21 protein-coding genes and 1 tRNA gene are annotated in these 23,732 nt (G+C 30.9%); 2 read left to right on the top strand and 20 right to left on the bottom strand.

Annotation, left to right across the window (positions count from 1 at the left end):
• Position 1: 1 nt before the first annotated feature.
• The 8 genes from bumS to AJ882_RS01955 form a co-directional block, all read right to left on the bottom strand.
• Positions 2-1,213, bottom strand: coding sequence for a butyrate sensor histidiine kinase-like phosphatase BumS (gene bumS / locus AJ882_RS01920; RefSeq protein ID WP_002851243.1), 1,212 nt, complete (start codon positions 1,211-1,213; stop codon positions 2-4).
• Positions 1,210-1,869 carry a sulfite exporter TauE/SafE family protein gene (locus AJ882_RS01925; protein ID WP_002867237.1) on the bottom strand — a complete coding sequence of 220 codons (660 nt, stop codon included), beginning with the start codon at positions 1,867-1,869 and terminating at the stop codon, positions 1,210-1,212. The genes bumS and AJ882_RS01925 overlap by 4 nt, the downstream gene beginning before the upstream one ends.
• Positions 1,866-2,984, bottom strand: a complete 1,119-nt coding sequence (gene carA, locus AJ882_RS01930; protein ID WP_002851156.1) for a glutamine-hydrolyzing carbamoyl-phosphate synthase small subunit — start codon at positions 2,982-2,984, stop codon at positions 1,866-1,868. Before carA ends, AJ882_RS01925 begins: the two co-directional genes overlap by 4 nt.
• Positions 2,984-3,535: a DUF507 family protein gene (locus tag AJ882_RS01935; RefSeq protein ID WP_002851269.1), complete on the bottom strand. Its 552-nt coding sequence runs from the start codon at positions 3,533-3,535 to the stop codon at positions 2,984-2,986. The genes carA and AJ882_RS01935 overlap by 1 nt, the downstream gene beginning before the upstream one ends.
• A 92-nt stretch (positions 3,536-3,627) precedes the next feature.
• Positions 3,628-4,146 (bottom strand): MotE family protein, encoded by a 519-nt coding sequence (locus AJ882_RS01940; protein WP_002855458.1) that lies wholly within the window; start codon positions 4,144-4,146, stop codon positions 3,628-3,630.
• Positions 4,139-4,567: a flagellar export protein FliJ gene (locus tag AJ882_RS01945; protein WP_002797496.1), complete on the bottom strand. Its 429-nt coding sequence runs from the start codon at positions 4,565-4,567 to the stop codon at positions 4,139-4,141. Before AJ882_RS01945 ends, AJ882_RS01940 begins: the two co-directional genes overlap by 8 nt.
• Entirely contained in the window at positions 4,564-5,814 is a 1,251-nt protein-coding gene (locus tag AJ882_RS01950) for an adenylosuccinate synthase (RefSeq protein WP_002855302.1), read from the bottom strand. Before AJ882_RS01950 ends, AJ882_RS01945 begins: the two co-directional genes overlap by 4 nt.
• A 27-nt stretch (positions 5,815-5,841) precedes the next feature.
• Positions 5,842-5,939 (bottom strand) — tRNA-Sec (locus tag AJ882_RS01955).
• 139 nt (positions 5,940-6,078) lie between these two features.
• Between AJ882_RS01955 and yedE the strand changes: the two genes are divergently transcribed.
• Together yedE and yedF (AJ882_RS01965) are read left to right on the top strand one after the other, a co-directional pair.
• Positions 6,079-7,287: a selenium metabolism membrane protein YedE/FdhT gene (yedE, locus tag AJ882_RS01960; protein ID WP_002851361.1), complete on the top strand. Its 1,209-nt coding sequence runs from the start codon at positions 6,079-6,081 to the stop codon at positions 7,285-7,287.
• A 3-nt stretch (positions 7,288-7,290) separates the two neighbouring features.
• The gene (gene yedF / locus AJ882_RS01965) at positions 7,291-7,518 is read left to right on the top strand and encodes a sulfurtransferase-like selenium metabolism protein YedF (RefSeq protein WP_002851188.1); all 228 of its coding nucleotides are present in this window, start codon (positions 7,291-7,293) and stop codon (positions 7,516-7,518) included.
• A 15-nt stretch (positions 7,519-7,533) separates the two neighbouring features.
• On the opposite strand, the gene putP is transcribed toward yedF (AJ882_RS01965), so the two are convergent.
• The 12 genes from putP to AJ882_RS02030 all read right to left on the bottom strand — a co-directional run bounded on the left by putP (position 7,534) and on the right by AJ882_RS02030 (position 23,499).
• Positions 7,534-9,003 carry a sodium/proline symporter PutP gene (putP, locus tag AJ882_RS01970; RefSeq protein ID WP_002867235.1) on the bottom strand — a complete coding sequence of 490 codons (1,470 nt, stop codon included), beginning with the start codon at positions 9,001-9,003 and terminating at the stop codon, positions 7,534-7,536.
• A 17-nt stretch (positions 9,004-9,020) separates the two neighbouring features.
• The gene (locus AJ882_RS01975) at positions 9,021-12,509 is read right to left on the bottom strand and encodes a proline dehydrogenase family protein (protein WP_002867234.1); all 3,489 of its coding nucleotides are present in this window, start codon (positions 12,507-12,509) and stop codon (positions 9,021-9,023) included.
• A 130-nt stretch (positions 12,510-12,639) separates the two neighbouring features.
• Complete coding sequence (gene selD, locus AJ882_RS01980) at positions 12,640-13,662, bottom strand: selenide, water dikinase SelD (protein WP_011049992.1); 1,023 nt, start codon at positions 13,660-13,662, stop codon at positions 12,640-12,642.
• Between the two features lie 9 nt (positions 13,663-13,671).
• The gene (yedF, locus tag AJ882_RS01985; RefSeq protein WP_002867232.1) at positions 13,672-14,244 is read right to left on the bottom strand and encodes a sulfurtransferase-like selenium metabolism protein YedF; all 573 of its coding nucleotides are present in this window, start codon (positions 14,242-14,244) and stop codon (positions 13,672-13,674) included.
• A 110-nt stretch (positions 14,245-14,354) separates the two neighbouring features.
• Positions 14,355-16,457: an aspartate chemotaxis receptor CcaA gene (gene ccaA, locus AJ882_RS01990; RefSeq protein WP_002833220.1), complete on the bottom strand. Its 2,103-nt coding sequence runs from the start codon at positions 16,455-16,457 to the stop codon at positions 14,355-14,357.
• 112 nt (positions 16,458-16,569) lie between these two features.
• Positions 16,570-17,307 carry a winged helix-turn-helix domain-containing protein gene (locus AJ882_RS01995; protein WP_002867231.1) on the bottom strand — a complete coding sequence of 246 codons (738 nt, stop codon included), beginning with the start codon at positions 17,305-17,307 and terminating at the stop codon, positions 16,570-16,572.
• Entirely contained in the window at positions 17,300-18,082 is a 783-nt protein-coding gene (gene fdhD / locus AJ882_RS02000) for a formate dehydrogenase accessory sulfurtransferase FdhD (RefSeq protein ID WP_002867230.1), read from the bottom strand. Before fdhD ends, AJ882_RS01995 begins: the two co-directional genes overlap by 8 nt.
• Before the next feature lie 166 nt (positions 18,083-18,248).
• Positions 18,249-19,181 carry a formate dehydrogenase subunit gamma gene (locus tag AJ882_RS02005; RefSeq protein WP_002867229.1) on the bottom strand — a complete coding sequence of 311 codons (933 nt, stop codon included), beginning with the start codon at positions 19,179-19,181 and terminating at the stop codon, positions 18,249-18,251.
• On the bottom strand, positions 19,178-19,819 hold the full coding sequence (gene fdh3B, locus AJ882_RS02010; protein WP_002867228.1) for a formate dehydrogenase FDH3 subunit beta: 642 nt from the start codon (positions 19,817-19,819) through the stop codon (positions 19,178-19,180). The genes AJ882_RS02005 and fdh3B overlap by 4 nt, the downstream gene beginning before the upstream one ends.
• On the bottom strand, positions 19,816-22,620 hold the full coding sequence (locus tag AJ882_RS02015; protein WP_011049993.1) for a formate dehydrogenase subunit alpha: 2,805 nt from the start codon (positions 22,618-22,620) through the stop codon (positions 19,816-19,818). The genes fdh3B and AJ882_RS02015 overlap by 4 nt, the downstream gene beginning before the upstream one ends.
• A complete protein-coding gene (locus AJ882_RS02025) occupies positions 22,620-22,811 on the bottom strand; it encodes a twin-arginine translocation signal domain-containing protein (RefSeq protein ID WP_002803269.1) in 192 nt (63 codons plus the stop codon). The genes AJ882_RS02015 and AJ882_RS02025 overlap by 1 nt, the downstream gene beginning before the upstream one ends.
• The gene (locus AJ882_RS02030) at positions 22,786-23,499 is read right to left on the bottom strand and encodes a molecular chaperone (RefSeq protein ID WP_002851502.1); all 714 of its coding nucleotides are present in this window, start codon (positions 23,497-23,499) and stop codon (positions 22,786-22,788) included. Before AJ882_RS02030 ends, AJ882_RS02025 begins: the two co-directional genes overlap by 26 nt.
• Between the last annotated feature and the right edge of the window lie 233 nt (positions 23,500-23,732).

Below are 23,732 nucleotides of genomic sequence, written 5' to 3' on the forward strand. Positions count from 1 at the left end.
TCTACTCTACCCTCTCTTTTAGTTTTAAAAATATCTCAAAACAAGCCCCGTCTTTTCCATTTTTAACTTTTATTTTTCCTTGGAAACTTTCGATAATTTGTCTACTTATATAAAGTCCTACTCCTATACCTTGACTAGGATGTTTTGTTGTAAAATAAGGTTGAAAAATTTTATCTAAATTTTCTTTATCAATCCCACCAGCATTATCTTTTATTGTAATTTTCAGATAATTTTTTCCAAATTTTGAAAAATTTATTGTTATGATTTTCCTTTTTTTGTTTTTAAATGCTTCTATTGAATTTAAAATCAAATTAAGAAAAACTCTTATTAAACCATTCTCATATGCCAAAACTTCATAATCACTTTTCGAAACAATATTAATATTTACATGATTTTTTTCTATAGTTTCAAAAGCAATTTCCAAGGCTTTATTTAAAGTCTCTTTTATAAATACACACTGCTCTACTCCTTTGTTAAACAAAGTTCTAAACACATCAATTGTTTCTGACATATTTTTAATCATATCTTTTGATTGTGAGTAAATTTCAGCAAATCCTTTTTCATCTTTAAGATTTTGCTTCATTTGAAACATGGCAATACCGAGCTCATTTAACGGTTGTCTCCATTGATGTGCTATATCGCTAATCATTTGTTCTAATGAAGATTTCAAAATCTCTTCATATGCTATTTTAATATCTTTTTCATTTTTTTCCAAGGCAATTTGCATTTTTTTCTCAAATTTTTTACCTAACTGTATAAATTCTTGTTGGTGATTTTTAACTGTATTTTCAAGATTAATACTTAATTCTCTTAATTTAGCGTGATTTAGAGCAAGCTCTTCATTAAGCTTAAAAGAATTACTAACATCATGAGAGAATGCTACTATTTCTATTAATTCATTATTTTTATCCAATATGGGGATTAATAAAGTTTCAAGATAGAAAGTTTTGCCTAATTTATCAATATTTTTAAAAATAACTTGATAAGGTTTTTTATATGAAAGTTTTTTTAAAAGTTCTTCAATATAACATTCCTCAACATCTGGATGTTTAAATATTGAATGTTTTTTTCCTATAAGCTCTTTTTTACTATATCCACTTATTTGACAAAGTTTATCACTGACAAAAATTAAATTTCCTTGAACATCAGCTCTTGAAAAAATTGTATTTTTTTCAAGAGCTTTAAAAAACTGATCTTTAAAAAAATCTTTCATTGAAAAGCCTTAAAACCTATATAGGCAAGATTTATACCGTAACAAACAATAACGCCATACGATAAATAATTAAATAAATTTTTCAAAAAATCACTAAAAAACTGTGAAATTTTAGAAAAAAATAACATCGCAGGTAAAGTTGATATTCCAAAAATCATCATTACCAAAATACCTTCAAAAATATTTTGCTTACTCATTGCATTGGCTATAAAAAAATACACCAATCCACAAGGAACAAAACCATTTGAAAATCCTAAAAATATGGCTGATTTTAATCCTTTAAAATTTTTAGATTTTTTAATAATTTTCTTTACAAAACTATCAAAAAAAACATTATTTTCAATAAAAGATAACATATTGCCTCTAAAAATAAGAGCAAAACCCAAAATCATCATAAATATACCAAGAATAAAAAATGACAAACTTTGAACCTTAGCATTGATTGCCAAGATATTCCCAAAAGTCCCAAAAATTATCCCTAAAACAATATAAGCAAAAATTCTAAACAAATGATAAATAAAAGTTAATAAAAATAAATTATTGCTTTTTGAATTCAAATTTATAAAAAGTAAATTAAAACCACCACACATAGAATAGCAATGTCCAAAACTAGATAAAAAAGCAACGCTGATAATAGCTAAAAAATCTATACTCACATCAAATTCATAAATTCTTTAAAAATATACTTACTTTCATGAGGACCTGAAGAACTTTCTGGATGATGTTGTACTGAAATAATAGGATAGTCTTTATATCTTACTCCTTCAACATTATCGCCAAATAAATTTCTATGAGTGATATGAGCCACTTGAGCTAATTCTTCTGGAACATTATAATTATGATTTTGTGCGGTAATTTCTACCGTTTTTGTATCAAGATTGATCACAGGATGATTTGCTCCATGTTGTCCAAATTTCATTTTATAAGTTTCATATCCAAAAGCATTACTTAAAAGCTGGTGACCTAAGCAAATTCCAAGCATAGGAATTTTAGCTTCTGCAAGTTTTTTAATCTCTGCAATCTCTTGTTTTAAAATCCTTGGCTCACCTGGACCATTAGAAAGAAACACGCCTTGAATTTCACCTTTTTTATACAGAGTAATCAACTCATCTGCTTTAACATTATATGGATAAACTTCTACTTCAAAACCTACTTCTACAAGTTCATTTAAGATATTTGTTTTAACACCATAATCTATAACAGCAACTTTTTTCTCACTTCTTTTAGCATCATTAAATTTTTGAAAACTAGCGTTCCAAACGCCTTGTTTATGAGAATAATTTTTCTTAGTGCTAACTTCTTTTACAAAATTTACTTCATCAATTTTTGCTGATTTTTCTAAGGCGATTTTTAAATCTTCTTTATTTGAAATTTCAGTTGAAATTACAGCTCTTAAATTGCCATTATTTCTTATCATTTTTACTAGATATCTCGTATCAAGTTCATAAATTCCTATTTTTCCATGTTTTTCAAGATAATCTTGCAGACTTTCTTTAGCGCGAAAATTTGAAAAACTGGAACTTAATTCACGCATTAAAACACCACTTGCAAAAATTTCCTTGCTTTCATTATCATTTTCATTGGTTCCCACTATACCAATTTCTGGCATGGAAAATACGATAAATTGCCCTGCATAAGAAGGATCTGAAATAATTTCTTGATACCCTGTTAAAGAAGTGTTAAATACAAGCTCTCCAAAAAAAGTACCGCTCTTTCCAAAAGCCTTAGCACTTAAAAAAATATCATTTTCTAAATAAATATAAGCCTTCATTAAAACATACCTTTTTTTCTGAGCTCTTCTTGATAGAGTTTTTCAAAGATAAGATCGTATTCTTCGCTACCTGGAATAGGTTTTGTTTTATAATTGCTAATTTTCTCATAAACCTCATCTTCAAGTTTTTCATAAATTTTAAGATAAGACTCTATGCTTGAAAAGATTAAATTTTTAACTCTATTTTCACTCACTATAAAATTAATATAATCATTCTCTACAAGTTCTTCTAAAATTTGATGCGCTAGATGATTATGTCTATCTTCAGAATCTAAAATCACATTAAATTCAGGAGCTAACTTTTTCTTCACAAGCCAAAACATATTTTTACGATCTACTTGCATAAGCTCCATTTCATCTTCTTGTTGCTCTAAAAGCTCTTTTACTCTTTCATCTAATTTTCTTTCATTTAGAATATCTTTCTCTAAAACTTCTATTATACATACCTTAAGCTTTTCTAATTGATCTTTAATTTCTACAAAAGAAGAATTAGCTATATCTAACATCATTTTATTTGCGATATAAGGAATATGTGGTAATTTTATACGCATCTTAAAAACCTTTTATTTGATAATGTTTGAAATAATAGCTTATTTTTGGTAAAAGAATGTTAAAAATGAAAAATTTTCATTATTTTAATCACCTAATTACTAGCATTATTATCTAAATTTTTCAAAAGCAAAGTAAGCTCGCTAGCTTTTTTTGGATCCATTTTAGATAAAACACCTGAAATTTTACGCGATTCCAAAGAAAGCATTATTTTGCTTGCATCCTCTGCATCCATTTGACTTAAAACATCTGCAATGGCTGCATCTTTCATTTGGGAATAAATTTCTTTAACCCTACCTTGAGTTTTATCATTGATTGAATTTAAAATCTTTTGTTGTTTTTCTACAAGCCTTGCGTTTTCAAGCTTTAATTCTTCAATTTTTGCCAAAGTTGCATTAACCTCAGCCTCTTTTTTTTCTAAATTTTCAAGCCTTTCTTTTTGCAAAGCTTCAAAAGAGGCTTTATAAGCTTCTAAAGATTGTCTTGCTTCATCAAATTCTCTAGTTTGCAATTCAATTTGAGCTTTTCTAGCTTCAAAATACTGCTCACAATCTTGTTCAGCTCCAAAAACTACACTTGAAATAAAAACTAACAATATAAATTTTTTAATCATCTTTTTCTCCTTTGAAAAAACGACTGATTGCAATTTCATCTAAAAATTTTTCTTCAGCCTTGGCAAGTTCTTTTTGCTTTTGTTTAATTTCCTCGGCTTCTAAAACCTTCATTTTTTCATAATCTAAATGTGCTTTTTGATATAAAAACTGATAATGATTCATTTCTTTTTTAGAAAGTTCTACTTTCTCCTTAGCTCTTGCCAAAGCCTCGCGTCCTACTTGTGCCATACTTAAATTCGATCTTAACTCTGCTATAGATCCTGATTTTGGCAATACGCCTAAACTTTCACACTCTTGGCGTGAAAGTTCATAAGCTTTTTCATGTTCAAGCTGTCTTTGTTTGGCTTGATTAAGATTTGATTCTGCTTTATCAAGTTGTTGTTTTCTTACCTTTACAACAGAATTATATTTACTTTTCATAAGATGATAGTATCATCTCTTTCAGGGCTAGTAGAAATATACTTTACCTTAACCCCTGCAAGCTCTTCAAGTCTTGCTATATATTTTTTAGCATTTTCTGGCAATAAATCATAATCTTTTATACCAAAAACTTTATCCCAACCATCCATTTCTTCATAAATAGGTTGAACATTTTCTAAATCACTTGGTATATAGTCGATTTCCATACCCTTATATTCATAAGCACGACAAATTTTTATCTTTTCAAAACCATCTAAAACATCAAGCTTCATCAAAGATAAAGCATCAAGACCATTAAGCCTTGCTGTATATCTTACAGCAACCGCATCAAACCATCCACAGCGTCTTTTGCGTCCCGTGCTTACGCCAATCTCTTTTCCAATTTGCGCAATTTTTTCTCCATCTTCGCCCTTATCCTCAGTAGGAAAAGCTCCATTTCCCACACGCGTTGCATAAGCTTTTACAATACCTATAATATTTCCCGCTTCTTTAGGATTTAACCCAAGTCCTGTTAAAGCGCCTGCTGAAATAGTACTTGAACTTGTAACATAAGGATAAGTTCCATGATCAATATCAAGCATAGAGCCCTGAGCTCCTTCTAAAAGTACTCTTTTATCTTCATCTAAAGCCTTCCAAAGCATTCTTGTAGTATCTGTAATATAAGGAGTTAAAATTTCATTAAAACGTTTTAAATCAGCAAGCAATTCTTCAGCACTTGGAATTTCAATTTCAAGCATTTCAAAAAAAGTTTTATTAGCTTCAAAATCTTTTATCAAAGCCTCGCAAAGTCTTTGTGGTTCTAAAAGCTCTCCAACTCTATGTCCTGTACGATTAATCTTATCTGCATAAGAAGGTCCTATACCCTTACCTGTTGTTCCTATGGCATTTTTGCCTTTGAGCTTTTCTTTTGCAATGTCTATTAAAGAATGATGTTTTAAATTTAAATGAGCTCTATCGCTGATATATAATCTACCTTTTAAATTTTCAAATTGAGCCATTTCAGCAATCAATACTTCAGGAGAAACCACAACTCCATTTCCGATAATATTAATACATCTTGGATGCAAAACTCCACTTGGCATAAGATGAAGCGCATATCTTACACCATTTACCCAAATCGTATGTCCTGCATTGTGTCCACCTGCACTTCTGCAAACAAAATCATAATTTTCACATAATTTATCAACTACCTTACCTTTTCCTTCATCGCCCCATTGAATGCCGACAATAATATCTGCTTTGCTCATAAAAATTTCCTTGATTTTACTTAATATTGGCGAGAAGATGAGAGAATCGAACTCCCCAAAGAATAGTCAACTATCCTTTCATCTGATTTGAAGTCAGTGGCGATCACCAGATACGCTAATCTTCCAAAGTGATAATTATAGCGATTTTTAATGAAAAACAAAATAAATTTATCAATATTCTTTTTGACTTCATATTAAATTTAAGCTATAATCTCACTCTTTTTTAGCATCAAGTTTTGATGATTACATTTTTAGGATCTTTCTTTGAATTCTTTTAAACAAAAATATTTAATCAATTTTTGGGACAATTCCCGTTCTATGATTGCACTTGGAATTTTAAGTGCAGTGTATTTTGGGATTTTTGGTGGCGTTTGGGCTGTTACTGGAGAAATGACACGTTGGGGTGGCGAGTTTTTAGAGCTTTTAGGTATGAATTTAGATGGATATTCTTATTACCAAAAGCAAAATTTAAATGGAACCCCTTTAACAAGAACTGATGGTATTATGCTCATAGGTATGTTTATAGGTTGTTTAGTAGCCGCACTTTTAGCTAACAAAGTCAAATTTCGTCTACCTGCTAGCAATATAAGAATTTTTCAAGCAATAGTAGGTGGAATTCTTTCAGGATATGGAGCAAGACTTGCATTTGGATGCAATTTAGCTAATTTTTTTACAGGTTTACCTTATTTTTCTTTACACACTTGGCTTTTTACTGTTTTTATGGTTTTAGGAATTTATCTAGGAGTGAAAATTTGCAACACTTCCTTTTTTAAACCTAAAGCTAAATTAGAACGTGTAAATAAAGAAAACTTGCCGTTAAACAAGCAAAGTTTGCGTACAAAATTATATTTTAACTTAGGCATATTGCTTTTCATAGCCTTTTTAGTTTGGGTGTTTTATCTTGTTTTTACAAATGGCAATATCAGCACACAAAACAAACAAAGTCTTCTAGCTTTAGCACTGATTTTTGGTTTTGTTTTTGGCTTTGTTATTTCTAGAGGGCAAATTTGTTTTACTTCTTGCTTTAGAGATTTATTTTTATTTGGTAGAGATAATGCTATAAAAGGCGCATTAATCGGTATGATTATCGCCTCTTTAATCGCTTTTGCTTTTATCTTGCAGGGTCATACTAGTAAACTCATAGAACTTTCTCCTGCTGTAGCTGTGGGAGCATTTTTGTTTGGTTTTGGTATAGTTTTTGCCGGAGGTTGCGAGTGTGGTTGGACTTATCGTGCCTTTGAAGGACAAAGTCATTTTATAATAGTAGGAATTGCAAATATAATAGGAACTATGATTTTAGCTTTAAGTTATGACTTTTTACCAAAAGCTTTTAAAGAAGGTATAAAAATCAATCTTTTAACTGAATTTGGCAATTTAAATGGATTTTTTATCAACCTTATTTTATTCATCTTAATGTTTGTTTTTGTAGTATTTTACAAAAAACACTTTTTTAAAAATCAACTTAAAGGATAAACAGTGAAAATTACTTATAGTTTAAATTTACAAGGTGAAGCTTGTCCTTATCCTGCTATAGCAACACTTGATGTCTTACCTAAGCTTAAAAGTGGAGAAATTTTGGAAGTGCTTTGCGATTGCCCACAAAGTATCAATTCCATACCTCAAGATGTAAAAAACCGTGGTTTTAAAGTGCTTGAAATCGATCAAAGTGGACCCACGCTAAGATTTTTAATACAAAAGCCTTAAAAAAGGCTTTTGTTCTCAAAGCTCTTTTAACATCTTTTCATAAGCTGCTTTAGTTCCAGATCTTACATTTGTAAACAAACTTGCAATAATAATCACCGCCGAAGCTGCTAAAAACCCTGGAACTATTTCATAAAGACCTGAATTTGCAAAATTCTTCCAAAGCACCACAGTAGCAGCTCCTGTTATCATACCTAAGATCGCTCCTACTCTTGTCATCCTACTCCAAAATAAAGAAAAAAGCATTACAGAACCAAAAGAAGCTCCAAATCCAGCCCATGCATAAGAAACTATACTCAAAACACTTGAGTTTTTATCAGTAGAAATCAAAAACGCTATTACAGCTACCAATAAAACACCTAATTTACCTAAATTTAATACAATATGACTTGGTGCATCTTCTCTAAAAATCTTTTTATAAAAATCTTCCGCTATAGTAGAACTTGAAACCAGCAATTGTGAACTTGCCGTACTCATAATAGCCGCTAAAATAGCACTGAGTAAAATACCTGCTATCCAAGGATTAAATAAAAGCTGCGACATCACGATGAAAATCTTTTCAGGATCTTGCAAACTTAATTCAAATTTATGCACATAAGCTATGCCCAAAATACCTATCATACAAGCACTTAAAAGACAAACCGCCATCCAAGCAATACCTATAAAAGTGGCCATAGGAATATCTTTAGTAGAACGAATCGACATAAAACGCACTAAAATATGTGGTTGACCAAAATAACCCAAACCCCAAGCAAGTGCAGATATAATACTTATAACTCCTACTCCTTCGCCCATAGATAAAGCTTGTGGTTTTATTTCTTTTACTATATTCATCGCTTCACCAAAGCCACCTAAATGATAAAGCATAACCAAAGGTACAATAATTAAAGCTATCATCATTAAAAGTCCTTGTATCATATCCGTCCAACAAACCGCCTTATATCCACCTAAAAAAGTATAAGCAACAATAATAATCGTTCCAGTAGTTAAAGCATAATCGTATCTGATACCAAAAGTACTTTCAAAAAGTTTTGCTCCGCTTACAAGCCCTGATGAAACATAAAAGGTAAAAAATATCAAAATTACCACCGCACATACGATGCGCAGTATATGTTTATCATCATCAAAACGAGTTTCAAAATAATCAGGAATAGTCAAAGAATTTGCAATCACACTGGTATAAATTCTAAGTCTTTTTGCCACAAAAATCCAATTTAAACTAGCTCCTATAGTAAGCCCAATTGCAATATAAGAATCTATAAAACCACTTACATATAAAGCTCCCGGTAAACCCATTAAAAGCCAACCACTCATATCAGAAGCCCCTGCGCTAAGTGCAGATATCACAGGCCCCATAGTACGCCCACCTAGAAAATAATCCTCTGAATTTTTATTTTGCTTATAAAAATAAAAACCTATATAAAGCATTAATAAGGCATACACTACAAACATCACTGCTATTGGGGTATTAATTTGAACCACTTCCATCAATCTCTCCTTGATCATTAAGATATTGCTCTAATGCCTAAATTTCCATAACGATGAAAAGATATACTTAAAGCTTTTTCATTAAAATAATTTAAAAGTTCAAAACGACCATTTAATAATGGCTTTTCTCTTATAATGATTTTAGCAAGCTTTGCAGCCTCTTTATAAATCTCATCATTTACATCTGGCTTTGCTAAATAACGCACTCTTTCATATTCTTTAATACTCTTGATAAAATTTTCTTTATTTTCTTTTAAAAACAATACTTTTGCTCCTATGCTTTGAACAATTCGTTCTATCATACTAACATCTTGTTCATCATAACTGATACTTAGATCAATATTTGCAATATTTGCACCTAAAACCACACCTAAAACATCTTTTAAGCTTTCATTTCCACAAAGTCTTAAAACCATATTCTTTATTTTAGTATAAGAAAAAAGATTATCTTCTCCACGAATATTGACATAATCTTTTGAAACACTAAACTCATTTTTATAATGATAAGCATAAGATTGAGACATTTTAATTAAATCGTTCATAAAATCTTGTGCTTCTTTTAAATCTATTTGTGCTAATTTTTTTGAAAATTTATCTTCAATTAAATGATCATCAAAATCTTCTTGCTTAATCTCTAAAAATTGAGTGATATAATTATAAATTCCCACTTTTCTACCCAAACCTATGGCAGATTTTTTAATCCCACCAAAAGGTTGACGCAGCACTATAGCCCCTGTGGTTGGTTTGTTAATATAAATATTTCCTGCTTCTATGTGAGTGTGAAAATACTCCCATTCTCTTTCATCTAAGCTTTCAAAACCTGCAGTTAAACCATAACCTGTGGAATTTACTATATCAATAGCTTCTTTTAAGTCTTTAGCCTTCATTACACTTAAAATCGGTACAAAAAGTTCATTCATATGAGTAAAATCACCCTTTTTAGTGCCATATTTTATGCCTGGAGTCATCAAATAAGGATTATCCTCTAAAAACTTAGGTTTTAATGCCCATTCTTCATAAGGTTGTAATTCATCTAAGGCCTTTTGAACTTTAGAACTTGGCTTATCAGCTAAAGAACCCAATTTATTTTTAAATTCAAAAGGATTGCCTACTGCCATAGAACTTGCAGCATCTACTAAAGTCTTTTTAAATTCTTCATCATGATAAACTTCTTCTTCTAAGACTAGCAAAGAAGTAGCTGAACATTTTTGACCGCTATTGCTAAAAGCAGAATGAATGATATTTTTAATCGCACTATCACGATCAGCAAATTTAGAAACTATAGTCGCATTCTTTCCGCCCGTTTCAGCACTTAAAAGCAAGGTTGGATTAGCTTTTAACATAGCATAAGCAGTATCCTCTCCTCCTGTAAGAATTGAAAATTTAATCGCTTCATCAACAAGTAAATATTTAGAAATATCACTTCCTTTTGAAGGTAAGAAAATCAAAGCGTCTTTTGGAATACCTGCATCCCAAAAACACTTACAAAGCATATAACCTGTTAGAGTTGAAAGTGAAGAAGGTTTGTAAATCACCACATTACCTGCAGCTAGTGGTGCAGCTATGGTGCCCACTGAAATCCCTACAGGAAAATTCCAAGGAGCTATGGTAACCCCTATGCCCTTAGGTGCGAATTTAACTTTTGGATTTTGTTTTTTAAGCTCTTCTAAAGAGTGCGGATAAAACTCTATAAAATCAATAGCCTCACTTACTTCAGGATCGATCTCTAAAAAGGTTTTGCCCACTTCTAAAGCTGCCAAACCTATTAAATCTCCCCTTCTTTCTCTCATAAGTTTTGCGCTTTTGGCTAAAATTTGATAAATTTCATCATGACTTTTTTGTGTAAATTTGGAATTTTTAGCTACTTCTAAAGCTTGTTTGATTTCTTTTTCTCCTGCTAAATAAGCCTTTCCTATCACTCTATCTTCAATCTTATCTTTAACTTCTAAAACATTTAAATTTTCTGCTTTAAAATCAAGCTCACCTATAACAGGATAAACATCATAATCTTTTAAATTTTCATATTTAGCTTTAATTTCTTTAGCCCAAACTCTATTTTGCGCTAAAATAAAATCTGTATCACTTTCATTGCTAAATTTTTTACTCTCGTAAGAACTTGTGATATTTTGCTCTTTATTTCTATCTTGCTTACGATGTGTAGTATTATCAAGAGTTTTTATACCTTCTAAAGATTTTAAAAAAAGTTCTTTTTGGATATTCCAGTTTTTATCTCCTACTTTAAGATTGAAAAAATAACGCATAAAATTATCTTCACTTGTATTTTCATCAAGGCGTCTTACAAGATAAGCAATAGCATTGTTAAAATGTGCTTCATCACAAACTGGGGCATAAAGGATTAAATCATGCATTTTGGATAATTGATAAGAACATTGTAAACTCATACCTTCAAGCATTTCAAAAGTAAAAGAATCTAAAGCACCCGCTTCACTTATGCGTGTATAAGCATAAGTAATCTCAAAGATATTATGACTTGCAATTCCTATGTTGATGTATTTATAATTATCTCCTTCAAGAATAAAATCAAGCATTTTATTATAATTGCTATCAGTATCTATTTTTTTGTAAAAAGTAGGAAGCTCCCAGCCTTTTTGAGATGCAATAGTTTCTTCACTTTCCATATTAGCACCCTTAACAAAACGGATCTTAATAGGCTTCATACCTTTTAAAACCCTCTCTTTTGAAAAAGCAAAAAGTTTTTTAAGATACTTATAAGAATCAGGAATATAAGCTTGCAAAACAATCCCTGCTTTAATATCAAATTTAGCCACACTTTCCATAAAAGCTGCAACGGTGAGCTCTAAATCCCTAAATTCTTCCATATCCAGATTGATAAATTTAGATACACCTTGTTTTTTCTCTTCTTCTAAGGCTAAAGCATAAAGATAATCTAGTCTTTTTACTACCTCTTCTTTGGAATAATCAAAATCTATAATATTAATTTGTGAAAAAATAGTAGTAATTTTTATGGAAATATAAGTGATATAACTTGATTTTAAAGCTTCTTCATATTTTTGCATACGATATTTGCTCTCAGCTTCACCTAAAACCTCTTCGCCGATTAAATTCACATTTAAGATAATTTTATCTTGCTCTTTTCTTTTATTAATATGCGGCTCTAAAACACTAGGGTTTGCATCTAGAACCATAGCTTTAGTATCTTCTCTTAAATGTTTGACAAAAAAAGGCACACTTAAATTAGGAGCAAATTTGCCAAAATTTAAAAAGCTAAAAAGTAGGAATTTTTCAAAAGTGCTAAAAAAATCCGCTATGCCATATTTACTCAAAGTATATTCTATAAGCTCAAAACTTGCATTTTTATCTTTACATCTAAAAGAACGATCTAAAAGTTCTATAAGCATAACTTTATTTTTGGGATTGTTAAGAAGTTTTTGCATTTTAGCATGAAATTCTTTTTCAGAATTTGAAATATTGGCTTCTATTTGTCCTTGCAATTCTTCAGCTAAGGCTAAAGCTTTTTGTATCATTTCGCATCTCCTAAGATAAAATTAAATTTTAATAAATAATATATAAATAAGATAAAAATAATATTTTAAATCATAGAAAATGTATAAAAAATGATAAAAAAAATTTTAATGGGTATATAAGTAACAAAAATTAAGAAATGATAATATCATTTTCTTGCTTATTTACAACCTTAGCAATAATTTTAGCTTGAATATTTTCATCTTCTAGTTTTTTTAAACATTCTAAGGATTCTTTTTCACTTATAGAAATTAAAAGTCCTCCTGAAGTTTGCGGATCACAAAGTAATAATTTTTCTTCATTTAAATCAGGGATAAGTTCTTTTATAAATTCTAAATTTTTATAAGCTCCAGCAGGAATTAAACCCATATTAAAATATTCTTTTGCTCCCTCTAGAAAAAGAATTTCATTTTGGAAAATTTCAAAAGAAATATTTTTATTTAGCATTTCTTTTAAATGTCCTAAAAGTCCAAAACCTGTGACATCACTCATGGCACTTGGATGAAATTTAAGAGCAATTTGACTGGCTTTATAATTTAACTCCATCATGTTTTTAAGCATTATATCTAAATGTTTTTGATTTAACATTTGCGCCTTTAAAGCTGTACTTAAAATTCCTGTTCCTAAAGGCTTGGTTAAAATGATACAATCTCCGATTTTAGAAGTATTATTAGCAATAAATTTACTAGGATGTACTTTTCCTGTAACACTAAGTCCAAAAAAAAGCTCAGTGCTTTCTATAGTATGGCCACCCACAACTAAAGCATTGCATTCTTGAACCTTATCATTTGCACCTTCTAAAAGCTCTTTTAAGATATTTACATCATGATTACAAGTATCAAAACCTACTATATTTAAGGCATTAATTACCTCTGCACCCATAGCAAAAACATCGCTTAAAGCATTTGCTGCAGCAATAGCACCAAAATGATAAGCACTATCTACTATAGGAGTGATAAAATCAAGCGTTTGCACCAAAGCTAAATCGCGGCTGATTTGATATACGCTTGCATCTTCATTATTTCCGATATCACTAAGTAAAGCAGGAGTTTTTTGCATGAAATTTAAAATTGTTTTAAGACCACCCGGGCTTAATTTCGCTGCTCAACCTGCTGCTTTAACAAAATGCGTTAAATTTTGATTTTTATATTGCAGTGTTTTTCCTTATAGAGTAATGATTTTTGCTTTACCAAAAAGCTCGTTTAAAATTTCATAAGCATTGCCTATATTTCCTATTTTAAGTTCTTTGCTTTTATTAAAAAATTCTAGACAAGCTCCACAACTTATGATCTCAATACCTAAATTTTCAAGTTCTTTCATAGCTAAATGTGCTTTATGATTTTCATCAACATTGATTAAAACACTTTCATTTACGCAAAGAATTTTACTTGGAGCATGATCTAAATTTTTTAAGGTACTTAAAAATCCTACAAGTAAATTTTGTCCCAATTCACCCTCACCCACTTTGTCGGTTTTTAAAAATAAAACATTATAATCGTGAATATTTACTTCACTAGAATCAAAATTCTTTTTTTGTACTTTGATGCAAAACTCTTGTGCATTTTCATCTACAATAGGGTTTAAATTTAAAGAGTTAAGAAATTTTACAACATTATTTTTTGAAATAATAGAATTTAAAACAATTTCTAAAATTTCATTTTCTTGAAGTTTTTCAAGAGCGTTTTTTGTTTCAACTATAGGCTGAGGACAAGATAGATTGCGACAATCAATTTTCATTATTTTTCCTTGATATTAGCTTTGAAAAATAATATTATTTTATTACTTGTTTTGTGTTTAAAAATTTTAAATAATATAGAAAAAATTTAAAAGCTCAAAAATGAGCTTTTTTAAAATCTTTTTTTATTCACATCTTCAAGAATTGCCGCAGCAATTTGATTGACTTCATTTGTTATATTATTGGTGACATTTGCAACTTCGACATTTTCCTTAGTTACAGTTTCAAGTTGTGCTATAGCATCGTTAATCTGTGTGATTCCTGCTGTTTGTTCTTTTACAGATTCTGCTACTTCATTTACGCTTTGAACAAGTATATTAATATTTGCCTCGATTTCAGATAAGGATTTTCCTGTTCTTTCCGCAAGCTGTCTTACCTCATCTGCAACAACTGCAAAACCACGCCCATGTTCTCCAGCACGTGCAGCTTCAATAGCTGCATTTAAAGCAAGAAGATTCGTTTGCTCAGCGATATCTTTAATCACATTGACAATATTTTTTATATCATCAGCTTGTGAAGCAACCTCAACTGTTTTTCCACTTACATTTTGCATAGAAGAATTAATCTCCTCTACAGCTGCAGCCGATTGTTCTAAAGAACTCGCTTGTGCATTAGAGCCATCAGCAAGTTTTTGCATAGAATTTTTTAACTCTTCTGACTGATTGGCTAAATCTTTAGCAAAATTTGAAGAAGCTACAAGCATCTTTTTAATTTCTTTGCCTAAAATATTAGTTGTAATCTCAACTTCACCTTTAGCATTAAATACTTCTGTACTAAAATCAAGAGCCTTGTAACTATCAAAAACTCTATTAATTTCATTCATATTAGAACCAATTTTACTTTGTAAAACATCAAGCATCCTATTAAGAACATTTTTAAGTTCTACTAATTGAGGATTTATAGGATTTTTAGTAATTCTTGCAGTTAAATTACCCTTTTCGATTTCTCTAGCAGTTTGCACCGATTCATCTACAGCATTTTGATCTTGTTCTAAAGATATTTGAATCTTTTCAATATTTTCATTTATGATTCTTCCCATTGCTCCTAGCTCATCATTAGCACGAATTTCAATAGCCTTAGGTTCAATTTTTTCATGATTTAAAAAACGGAAAAATGATTCTAAAGAACTAAGAATCACAGGCAATCTAGATGCGACAATTTTTCTTACGCAATAATAAACCACTCCTAAAACAACAAAAATAAAAATAAAAGATGCACCAAGAATAATTAATTGTAATTTTTTTAAGGGTTTAAATACTGAATATTTAGGAGCAGTTACCAAAACTGCCCAAGAACTATCTTGCACTTTAAAACTATTAATCGCAGCATAAGAATCATCACCATCAGAAGCTATATAGTTAAAAACTCCATTTTTTCCTTCACTTATGGCCTTATAAGTTTCTTGTGCACCTTTATTAGGATTGATATCTTTTAAATTTTTTAAAACTAGATTTTTATTTGGATGTATCGCCATAAAACCATCTGAATTTAAAAGAACTCTTAATTCACCATCATATTTTTGACCTTTAGGGTCTAAAAGATAAGTAGCAATATCTGAAAAATCTAAAGTCATGCCTATGACACCTACAACTTGATTTTTTCGATCAAAAATAGGCATAGCAACATTTACAGCATCAAAATCTTGACCTTCTAAATTCATCTTAATAGGACGGCCTATATATACTTTATTTTCCCCATATTTTGCTTTTTTTAATATATCTTGCACAACTTGCAGATTAGCTATTTCATCACTAGCTTGTATTGCTTTTATTCCGCCTTTATTATCCTTTTCTTCATCAGCGTAAAGCATAACAAATTTTCCACTTTGAGTATTAAAAAATTTACTCTCTTCTTTAAAGTATTCTGGCGGATCAATAAGATACAAATAAGTAAAATTAGAATAAGCACTATTATCAAAAGTATTGGTTATAATATTTGTTATATTGTCTATATCTAAATCTTCTTTAGAGGTTGATCTAAACATTTCTGTTAAAGTACCTGAAATACTTTTATTTAAAGCGATCATTTCCCCAAAAATTCCTTGAGTTTGAGTAGCATATTCTTTCGTGATAGAAGCAAGAATATCTTCTGTATTTTTGGTAATATTTTGACTTACTTGTTTTGTGATTAATGAAATTAAAATAACAAGTCCAATAACAACAACAGCTGCCACAGAAAAAATAAGTTTTAAACCTATATTTAAAGATTTAAACATCTTATAACTCCTAAAAAATAAAAAATTTAGATTCTAATTTTAACATATTTTTAAAAAAATAATATTAATTAATTATAAAAAAATTATGTATTAGTATTTTTTGATAGAAGATTTATTTTTTTCCTTTTAAAAACAATTCTTTAAAGCGTTTATTAGCGTATTCTTCTATGTCTTTTTGCAAAATAGAGTAATTTTCCATCAATTCCATAGCTCTAGGAGTAAGTTTTGTTCCTGATTCTTTAGAGCGTCCTTGTCTTGTGCTAACTAAAATTTCTTGAGAATTTTTTTGTAAGGTTTGTAAATGCATCCAAGCTTTTTTATAATTAATCCCCATAAGTTTAGAAGCATGTAATAAACTACCTGTTTGTCCGATAAGTTCTAAAAGTTCTGTTTTTCCTCGACCAAAAAGCAAATCTCCATCCGCATTTTCAATCCAAGTTTTTGTTCTTACTATAAATTGCTTACCTTTTTTTTCTTTAAAACAACCAAGTTGACAATACTTTACATCAACCTTATAAGTTTTTAAAGCTGAACGCATACCTTTAAGTCCACAACCTTCTTTAGCAATATCTCTTGCATCTTTACAAAAAATTCTACGCTTTTCATCTAAACTAGGTTCTATTTTTTTAAGCACTTCAATCTTTGCTTTTTCAAAATCTAAATGTCCAAATTGCCCCAACTCGCAATTATCAATTCTCATGTGATTTTCATCGGCTAATTGTCCGATTTTTTCTATATTTATATTAAATTTCTTTGCAATTTTAAAAGCCGTACCACAATCTAATTTTTCATTGCTATTTAACAATTCTCTCATATATGAGATGATTTCTTTTTCTTGATTTTTATCCATGAATTCTAAATTCTCCACTATAAATATTGATCTTATTTTCTCTAGCAAAACCACAAAGCGTTAAATCAAATTTTCTTGCTATCATAACCCCTAAACAAGTAGGAGCCGTGCGTGAAACAAGCACTGGAATTTTATGCATAACTGCTTTAGCTACCATTTCAGAACTTAGCCTTCCACTAACCATTAAAAAACATTGACTTAAATCAACCCCAGCTAAATGTGCTTTTCCTAAAGCTTTATCTATGGTATTATGTTGAGCTATATCTTCACCTATAAAAAAAGTTTTCTCATCTACAAAAAGCTTAGCCGTATGCACACAGCCTGTTTTCTCGTAAAGCTCGCATTGAGTATAAAAAGTACTCATTTGTTTTAAAATTTCACCTTTGCTAAATTTTGCATCAGAACTAATTTTACTCGCTTCAATCGCTTCTGGATCGATATTTGCAGTATGTGCTCTACCACAACCACTTATAACTACACCTTCAGCATTAAGCTTTGCTAAATTTTCTTTATCAATCTTTGCTTTAATATGCACACTCATACCATCATCTTTTGTTTCTATACTCTCAATATCACTTACTTTCGCAATGATATTTTCACTCATTAAATATCCTATTGCTAATGCCTGTTCATCTACAGGAGTTGCCATTAAAGCACCTACTTTTTCATCATTAATAAAAATTTCAAGCTTAATTTCACGCACTAAAGTATCATCACATGTAAAAGATTCATTGCCTTTATATTTTAAAATTTGAGTTGTAAATAACGGATCCATACCTTATCCTTTAAATATCTTTAAATAATATTATATCAAAAAAACATAAATAACAAATTCACATATGGAAAAATAGATTTTAGATTCAACTTATAAAATAAAATTCGTTCTATTTATTTCAAAAAAGCTTAAAACTACCGCTATGCAATAACATAGCGGTTAAAGATTAAATTTTTACATTAGGATCATAAGAAAAACTAGGTTCAATTTGCTTTTTATTGCTTAATTCTTTATACCAATAAGAATGTAAAATATAAACCTCTTCTTCTTCTTTATAACCACTAATCATAGAATGGATACTGCCTTTGATTGCAAATACTGCCATATAAATATGCACACCAAAAAACACTGCACACACTATACCCAAGAAATTATGCACTATAGCTGAAATTCTTAAAAGTTCAATTTGAGTTAAACCAAAAAGACCTTGAATTGCCGTGGAATTAAAATCAAGAAAATACATAAATCCACCTGTAATTATCATCAAAAATCCACCAAATACAGCTATATAATACCAAGATTTTTGACCAAAATTAAACTTACCTGCAGGTACAGGACGTTTTACTTTGCTTAAATAACCACCTACTATCATCATCCATCTGATATCATAACTTGCAGGAAGCATTCTTTTAATCCACCATAAAAACATAGGGATTATAGAGATGATAAATAAAACCGTTGCAAAAGCATGTAAATTTTTACAAACCCTTACAAAAAGTCCGCCTCCAAAAGTCGCCCCAAACATCATCACAAAACCAGTTGGCACTAAAATCACCCAAGAAATTGCCGCGATAAAATGAAAAAGTCTTTCAAATAATGTAAAAGCATAAATTTTCTTTCCATCGTGTGAAAATTGCTTAGGTCCTATAACCATATAATGCAAAGCAAATGCAGATAATACCGCAATAACAGCGATTAAAGCTATAGTAGCTATATATTCACCTTGCAAAGTTGTCCAAAGTTTGCCAAAAGTATCATAATTTGGGATATTTGTAATACGATGAAAATCCCAAATTTGAGTATCTTGTCCCATTCTCTCGCTACCATAAGCAAATAAACTCACTACGCTTAATAAAAGCGTTACAAATACTTTTCTCATAAGCGTTCCTTTCCTGTGTAAGCAATCTTCCATTCCAAACTTTCCGAAGGATTTGGAATGCCATAATTTCTATTCATAAGTCTATTATGATAAATCTCTTCTATTTTAGAACTTTCACCTACTAAAAGTGCTTTTGTTGAACACATCGCAGCACATACAGGGACTTTTCCTTCTGCGATACGATTTTGACCATAAAGTTCTCTTTCTTTTTCTGAATTCGTTGCTTCAGGGCCACCTGCACACATAGTACATTTATCCATAATGCCTTTATTTCCAAAAACACTATCTTTTGGAAATTGTGGTGCACCAAAAGGACAAGCATAAAGACAATATCCACAACCTATGCAAATTTCTTTATCGTGTAAAACAATACCATCAGCACGGATGTAAAAACAATCCACAGGACAAACGATAGAACAAGGAGCATCATCACAATGCATACAAGAAATAGAAGTTGAAACTTCTTTTCCTCGAATTCCTTCATTTAAAGTAATCACACGGCGGCGGCGAATATGAATAGGAAGCTCATGTGCTTCATCACAAGCTACCGCGCAACCATTACAATCAATACAACGCTCATTATCACAAAAGAATTTCAAGCGTTCTTTTTCTAAATTTGCAAAATTTACCTTACTCATTTTCCATCCTTACTGATTCTACAAAGTCCACCTTTAGTCTCTGGAATCTGACACATGATATCATAACCATAATTTGTTACCGTATTAGCACTTTCTCCGCTTGCATAAGGCTTAGTTCCTTCTGGGAAATTGTGCGTTAAATCCACGCCTTGCATAACTCCTGTAAAATGGAAAGGCAAGAAAATCATATCTTTTGCTACACCTGGATTAACCTTCACTCTTACATGAATTTTAGTACCTTCTGGAGAATGCACCCAAATCATATCTCCTGCTTTAATGTCTTGCTCTTTTGCTAATTCAGGATTGATCTCACAAAACATTTCAGGTGTTAAACGCGTTAGATACATAGATGCTCTATTTTCCATACCTGCACCATTTAAATTCACAAGTCTTGCAGTAACAAGATTAAGCGGGAATTCTTTAGAATAATCCTTAGCTTGTTGCACAGAAACAAATTTAGTATCCACGCGGTAAAGCGCTTTTTGATCTTCAAAACTTGGATATTTTTGCACCAAATCGTTTCTTGGAGAATGTAAAGGCTCACGGTGGAGTGGAATTTTATCTTTAAAAGTCCAAACTACAGCTCTAGCTTTAGCATTTCCATAAGGAACTATGCCTTTTTCTATACATTTAGTTGCTATGATATTGCTATCATCATAAGACCAAGTTGATCCCATTTTTTCTTTTTCTTGAGCACTTAAAGTAATACCTAAAACTTTTTCTATATTATCTTTAGTAATTTGTGGATAACCTGTATCAATAGGTGAATTTAAAGGTGCATTTTTAGCAAGTAAACTCTCTCCTTCATATTCAAGTCCAAAATTGTTTCTAAAGCCCATACCACCTTTTGCTACTTCAATGTCGGTATTATAAAGCACAGGAGAACCTGGGTGCTTATCACTCCAACAAGGCCAAGGAAGCCCGTAATACTCGCCAGCAACTTCGTCTTTTCCTTCTAAAGTTACCTCATCAAATTTATCCCAGTATAAAGTATGCTTTTTAAGCCTTTCAGGACTCCAACCATTAAGCCCTATACTTCTAACTGCTTTTGCAATTTCTCTTGTTGCATTTTCAGGCCAAACAATCTCACCTTTTTCATCGCGTAAAGTCTTGGTAAAGTCTTCATAAAAACCTAATTTTTTAGCAAGCTCAAATAAAATTTCTTGATCTTCCATGCTTTCATAAAGTGGATCTACAACTTTAAATCTCCATTGTCCGCTACGATTTGTTGCTGTTACACTTCCGCTTGTTTCAAACTGTGTTGCTGCAGGTAAAAGATAAATTCCATCTTTTCTTTCTGCAATAATCCCTGCTTCATTTACAAAAGGATCGGCTAAAACTAAAAGCTCTAAAGCTTCCAAACCTTCTTTAACTTTTACTTGTTGTGCAGTCGAAGTAATACCATTTCCCATAACTACTAAAGCTTTTAAAGGCGTTCCTGCATTATCGATAGCATCATTTCCATCTTTTCCATTTAAAGCCGCTGCCCACCATCTAGCAAGTGAAAGCCCAGTTTTATGCATCCAATCTTTGCTTACAAAATTTCCTAAAAGCCACTCATAATCCACACCCCAAATTTTGGCATAGTATCTCCAAGTCGCTTCATTTAAAGGATAATAACCTGGTAAATTTTCGCTCAAACAAGCCATATCTGAAGCACCTTGAACATTATCGTGTCCGCGTAAGATATTAACTCCACCACCAAATTTACCTATATTTCCAAGCACCATTTGCACAATAGGTGCTAAACGTGTATTTGAAGTTCCTACAGTGTGTTGAGTTAAACCCATAGCCCAAATAAGCGTAGTTGGTTTGTTTTTAGCTACTTCGTGAGTGATTTGCACCAAAAGTTCTTTAGAGATCCCTGTAACATTTTCTACTTCTTCGGCTGTCCATTTTGCTGCTTCTTCGCGAATTTTATCGATTCCAAAAACTCTTTCATCAAGATATTTTGTATCTTCTAAGCCTTCATCAAAGATGATTTTTAGCATTCCATACATGAAAGCAATGTCGGTTCCTGGACGAATTCTTGCATAAATATCCGCTTTTGCCGCACTTTTTGTAAATCTAGGATCTACAACGATAAGCTTTGCACCTTTTTCTTTTGCTTTTAAGAAATGTCTAAAACCCACAGGATGATTTACCGCTGGATTTGCCCCAATGATAATGATACATTTACTTCTTTGAATGTCTCCAAGATGGTTTGTCATAGCGCCATAACCAAATGTATTCGCCACACCGGCGACTGTTGCGCTGTGTCAAATTCTAGCTTGATGATCTACATTGTTCGTTCCAAAAAATGCTGCAAATTTTCTTATATAATAAGCTTGTTCATTATTAAGTTTTGCAGAACCTAAAAACATAACACTTTCAGGATTTTCTTTACGATAAGCAGCTAGTTTTTCTCCGATCTCACTTAAAGCTTGCTCATAACTTATGCGTTTCCATTCTCCATTTTCTTTTTTCATAGGATATTTTAAACGCACATGTGAACGCACCATATCGATCATATCAGATCCCTTGCAGCAATGTCCACCTGAACTCACAGGATGATCTTGAGCAATTTCTTGACGCACCCAAACACCTTTTTGCACTTCTGCAATAATCCCACAGCCTACAGAACAGGCTGTACAAACTGTTTTTACTTTTTTACTACCTTCATACGCTTCTTTAAGCTCATCAGCACTCGCTTCTCTTAAAGTTTCACTTCTAGCAAGCAACGGTGTTGCTAGGCTTGAAAGTGCTGCCATTTTAAGAAAAGAACGACGCGTAAGCTTGATATTTTCACCTACACTTGACATTACTCAGCCTTTATATAATATTTTTCCCAATTAGCACTTCTTTGAAAAAGCACTTCTTTTTTCTTACTTTTACCTTTAACCAAATCTTTTCTTTCTTCATCTTTAGCTAGAGCTAAAGTCGTGCTACCAAGCACTCCAGCAGCCCCTAAGGCAAAAGCAGATTTTTTAAGAAATTCCCTGCGATTTTTCACGAGTCCTCCTTTGTTTATTTGCTTCTCTTCTTAAAAATTCTGAACGCGATAGATCGTTTTGCACTTTTTTAGAATTTATTTTTGCAGGTTTTTCCACTTCAAAGCAAAGTCTTTCAAATTCCATAAAAGCCGATGCAATACTTGCAATTTCCTTATATAAATTCGCATTTTTATTCATGAAAACATCGCCTAAAAACTCATCAATGCTTTTATTGATCACTTTTTCAAAAAGCTCTTTGGCTAAATCATCTTCATTTTGCCTTAAAAATTCACTCATCAACAATAAACAAAATCCAACACTATCTTCACTTTCTTTAAAAAATTTTTCATTGCGTCTTATTTTACTTTTGACTAAAATTTGACGCACGCAAAGTAAAGGATTTGAATTTTCAAAACCTTCTTCTATGTAAGAAAAAGTCGTTGGAATGCTATTTTTAAGACTTAAAAAAAGCAAATCATATTCTTTAAAAAATGCTTGTATAGAATTTTCATCATCTAAATGCTTAAGCAAGATATCAAAATTTGATTTTAAATTTTCATCAAATAAACATTCTTGCATTGTCTTTAAATACTCTTGTAATTTTGACAATCTTTCTTCAGAAAATGAAAAAACAAAAAGCTCTCCTAGACATTGATAATAAAGACTTCTAGCTAATCTTAATTTTTCCAAATCCATTAAAGCCCCCATGCATTCAAAATTTTCAAAAATAGCTTTAAATTTTGCTTGAATGAATATTATGCAAAATATACCTAATATTCATTTTAAAGCCGATTTTTAAATCGATTTATCTTAATACTATTTGATTTAAAAATCACTGAATTTCAATAAAATTCCACAAGGATTTAAAATCTTAAAAAAATCATACCAAAGTATTGAAAATTAGATATTTGAGTTGATTTTATATTTGAAAAAATAAAATA

This window comes from Campylobacter sp. BCW_6461 (assembly GCF_001762735.1).
Taxonomy (GTDB): domain Bacteria; phylum Campylobacterota; class Campylobacteria; order Campylobacterales; family Campylobacteraceae; genus Campylobacter_D; species Campylobacter_D jejuni.

Coding starts and splice junctions, on each gene's coding strand:
- carA (WP_002851156.1), bottom strand. CDS start 2,984: ATGAAGGCTTATATTTATTTAGAAAATGATATTTTTTTAAGTGCTAAG.
- ccaA (WP_002833220.1), bottom strand. CDS start 16,457: ATGTTTAAATCTTTAAATATAGGTTTAAAACTTATTTTTTCTGTGGCA.
- fdh3B (WP_002867228.1), bottom strand. CDS start 19,819: ATGAGTAAGGTAAATTTTGCAAATTTAGAAAAAGAACGCTTGAAATTC.
- AJ882_RS01945 (WP_002797496.1), bottom strand. CDS start 4,567: ATGAAAAGTAAATATAATTCTGTTGTAAAGGTAAGAAAACAACAACTT.
- fdhD (WP_002867230.1), bottom strand. CDS start 18,082: ATGGATCCGTTATTTACAACTCAAATTTTAAAATATAAAGGCAATGAA.
- AJ882_RS01975 (WP_002867234.1), bottom strand. CDS start 12,509: ATGATACAAAAAGCTTTAGCCTTAGCTGAAGAATTGCAAGGACAAATA.
- AJ882_RS01940 (WP_002855458.1), bottom strand. CDS start 4,146: ATGATTAAAAAATTTATATTGTTAGTTTTTATTTCAAGTGTAGTTTTT.
- AJ882_RS01935 (WP_002851269.1), bottom strand. CDS start 3,535: ATGCGTATAAAATTACCACATATTCCTTATATCGCAAATAAAATGATG.
- AJ882_RS01950 (WP_002855302.1), bottom strand. CDS start 5,814: ATGAGCAAAGCAGATATTATTGTCGGCATTCAATGGGGCGATGAAGGA.
- AJ882_RS02030 (WP_002851502.1), bottom strand. CDS start 23,499: ATGGGGGCTTTAATGGATTTGGAAAAATTAAGATTAGCTAGAAGTCTT.
- putP (WP_002867235.1), bottom strand. CDS start 9,003: ATGGAAGTGGTTCAAATTAATACCCCAATAGCAGTGATGTTTGTAGTG.
- bumS (WP_002851243.1), bottom strand. CDS start 1,213: ATGAAAGATTTTTTTAAAGATCAGTTTTTTAAAGCTCTTGAAAAAAAT.
- AJ882_RS02005 (WP_002867229.1), bottom strand. CDS start 19,181: ATGAGAAAAGTATTTGTAACGCTTTTATTAAGCGTAGTGAGTTTATTT.
- AJ882_RS01995 (WP_002867231.1), bottom strand. CDS start 17,307: ATGGATAAAAATCAAGAAAAAGAAATCATCTCATATATGAGAGAATTG.
- yedF (WP_002867232.1), bottom strand. CDS start 14,244: ATGAAAATTGATTGTCGCAATCTATCTTGTCCTCAGCCTATAGTTGAA.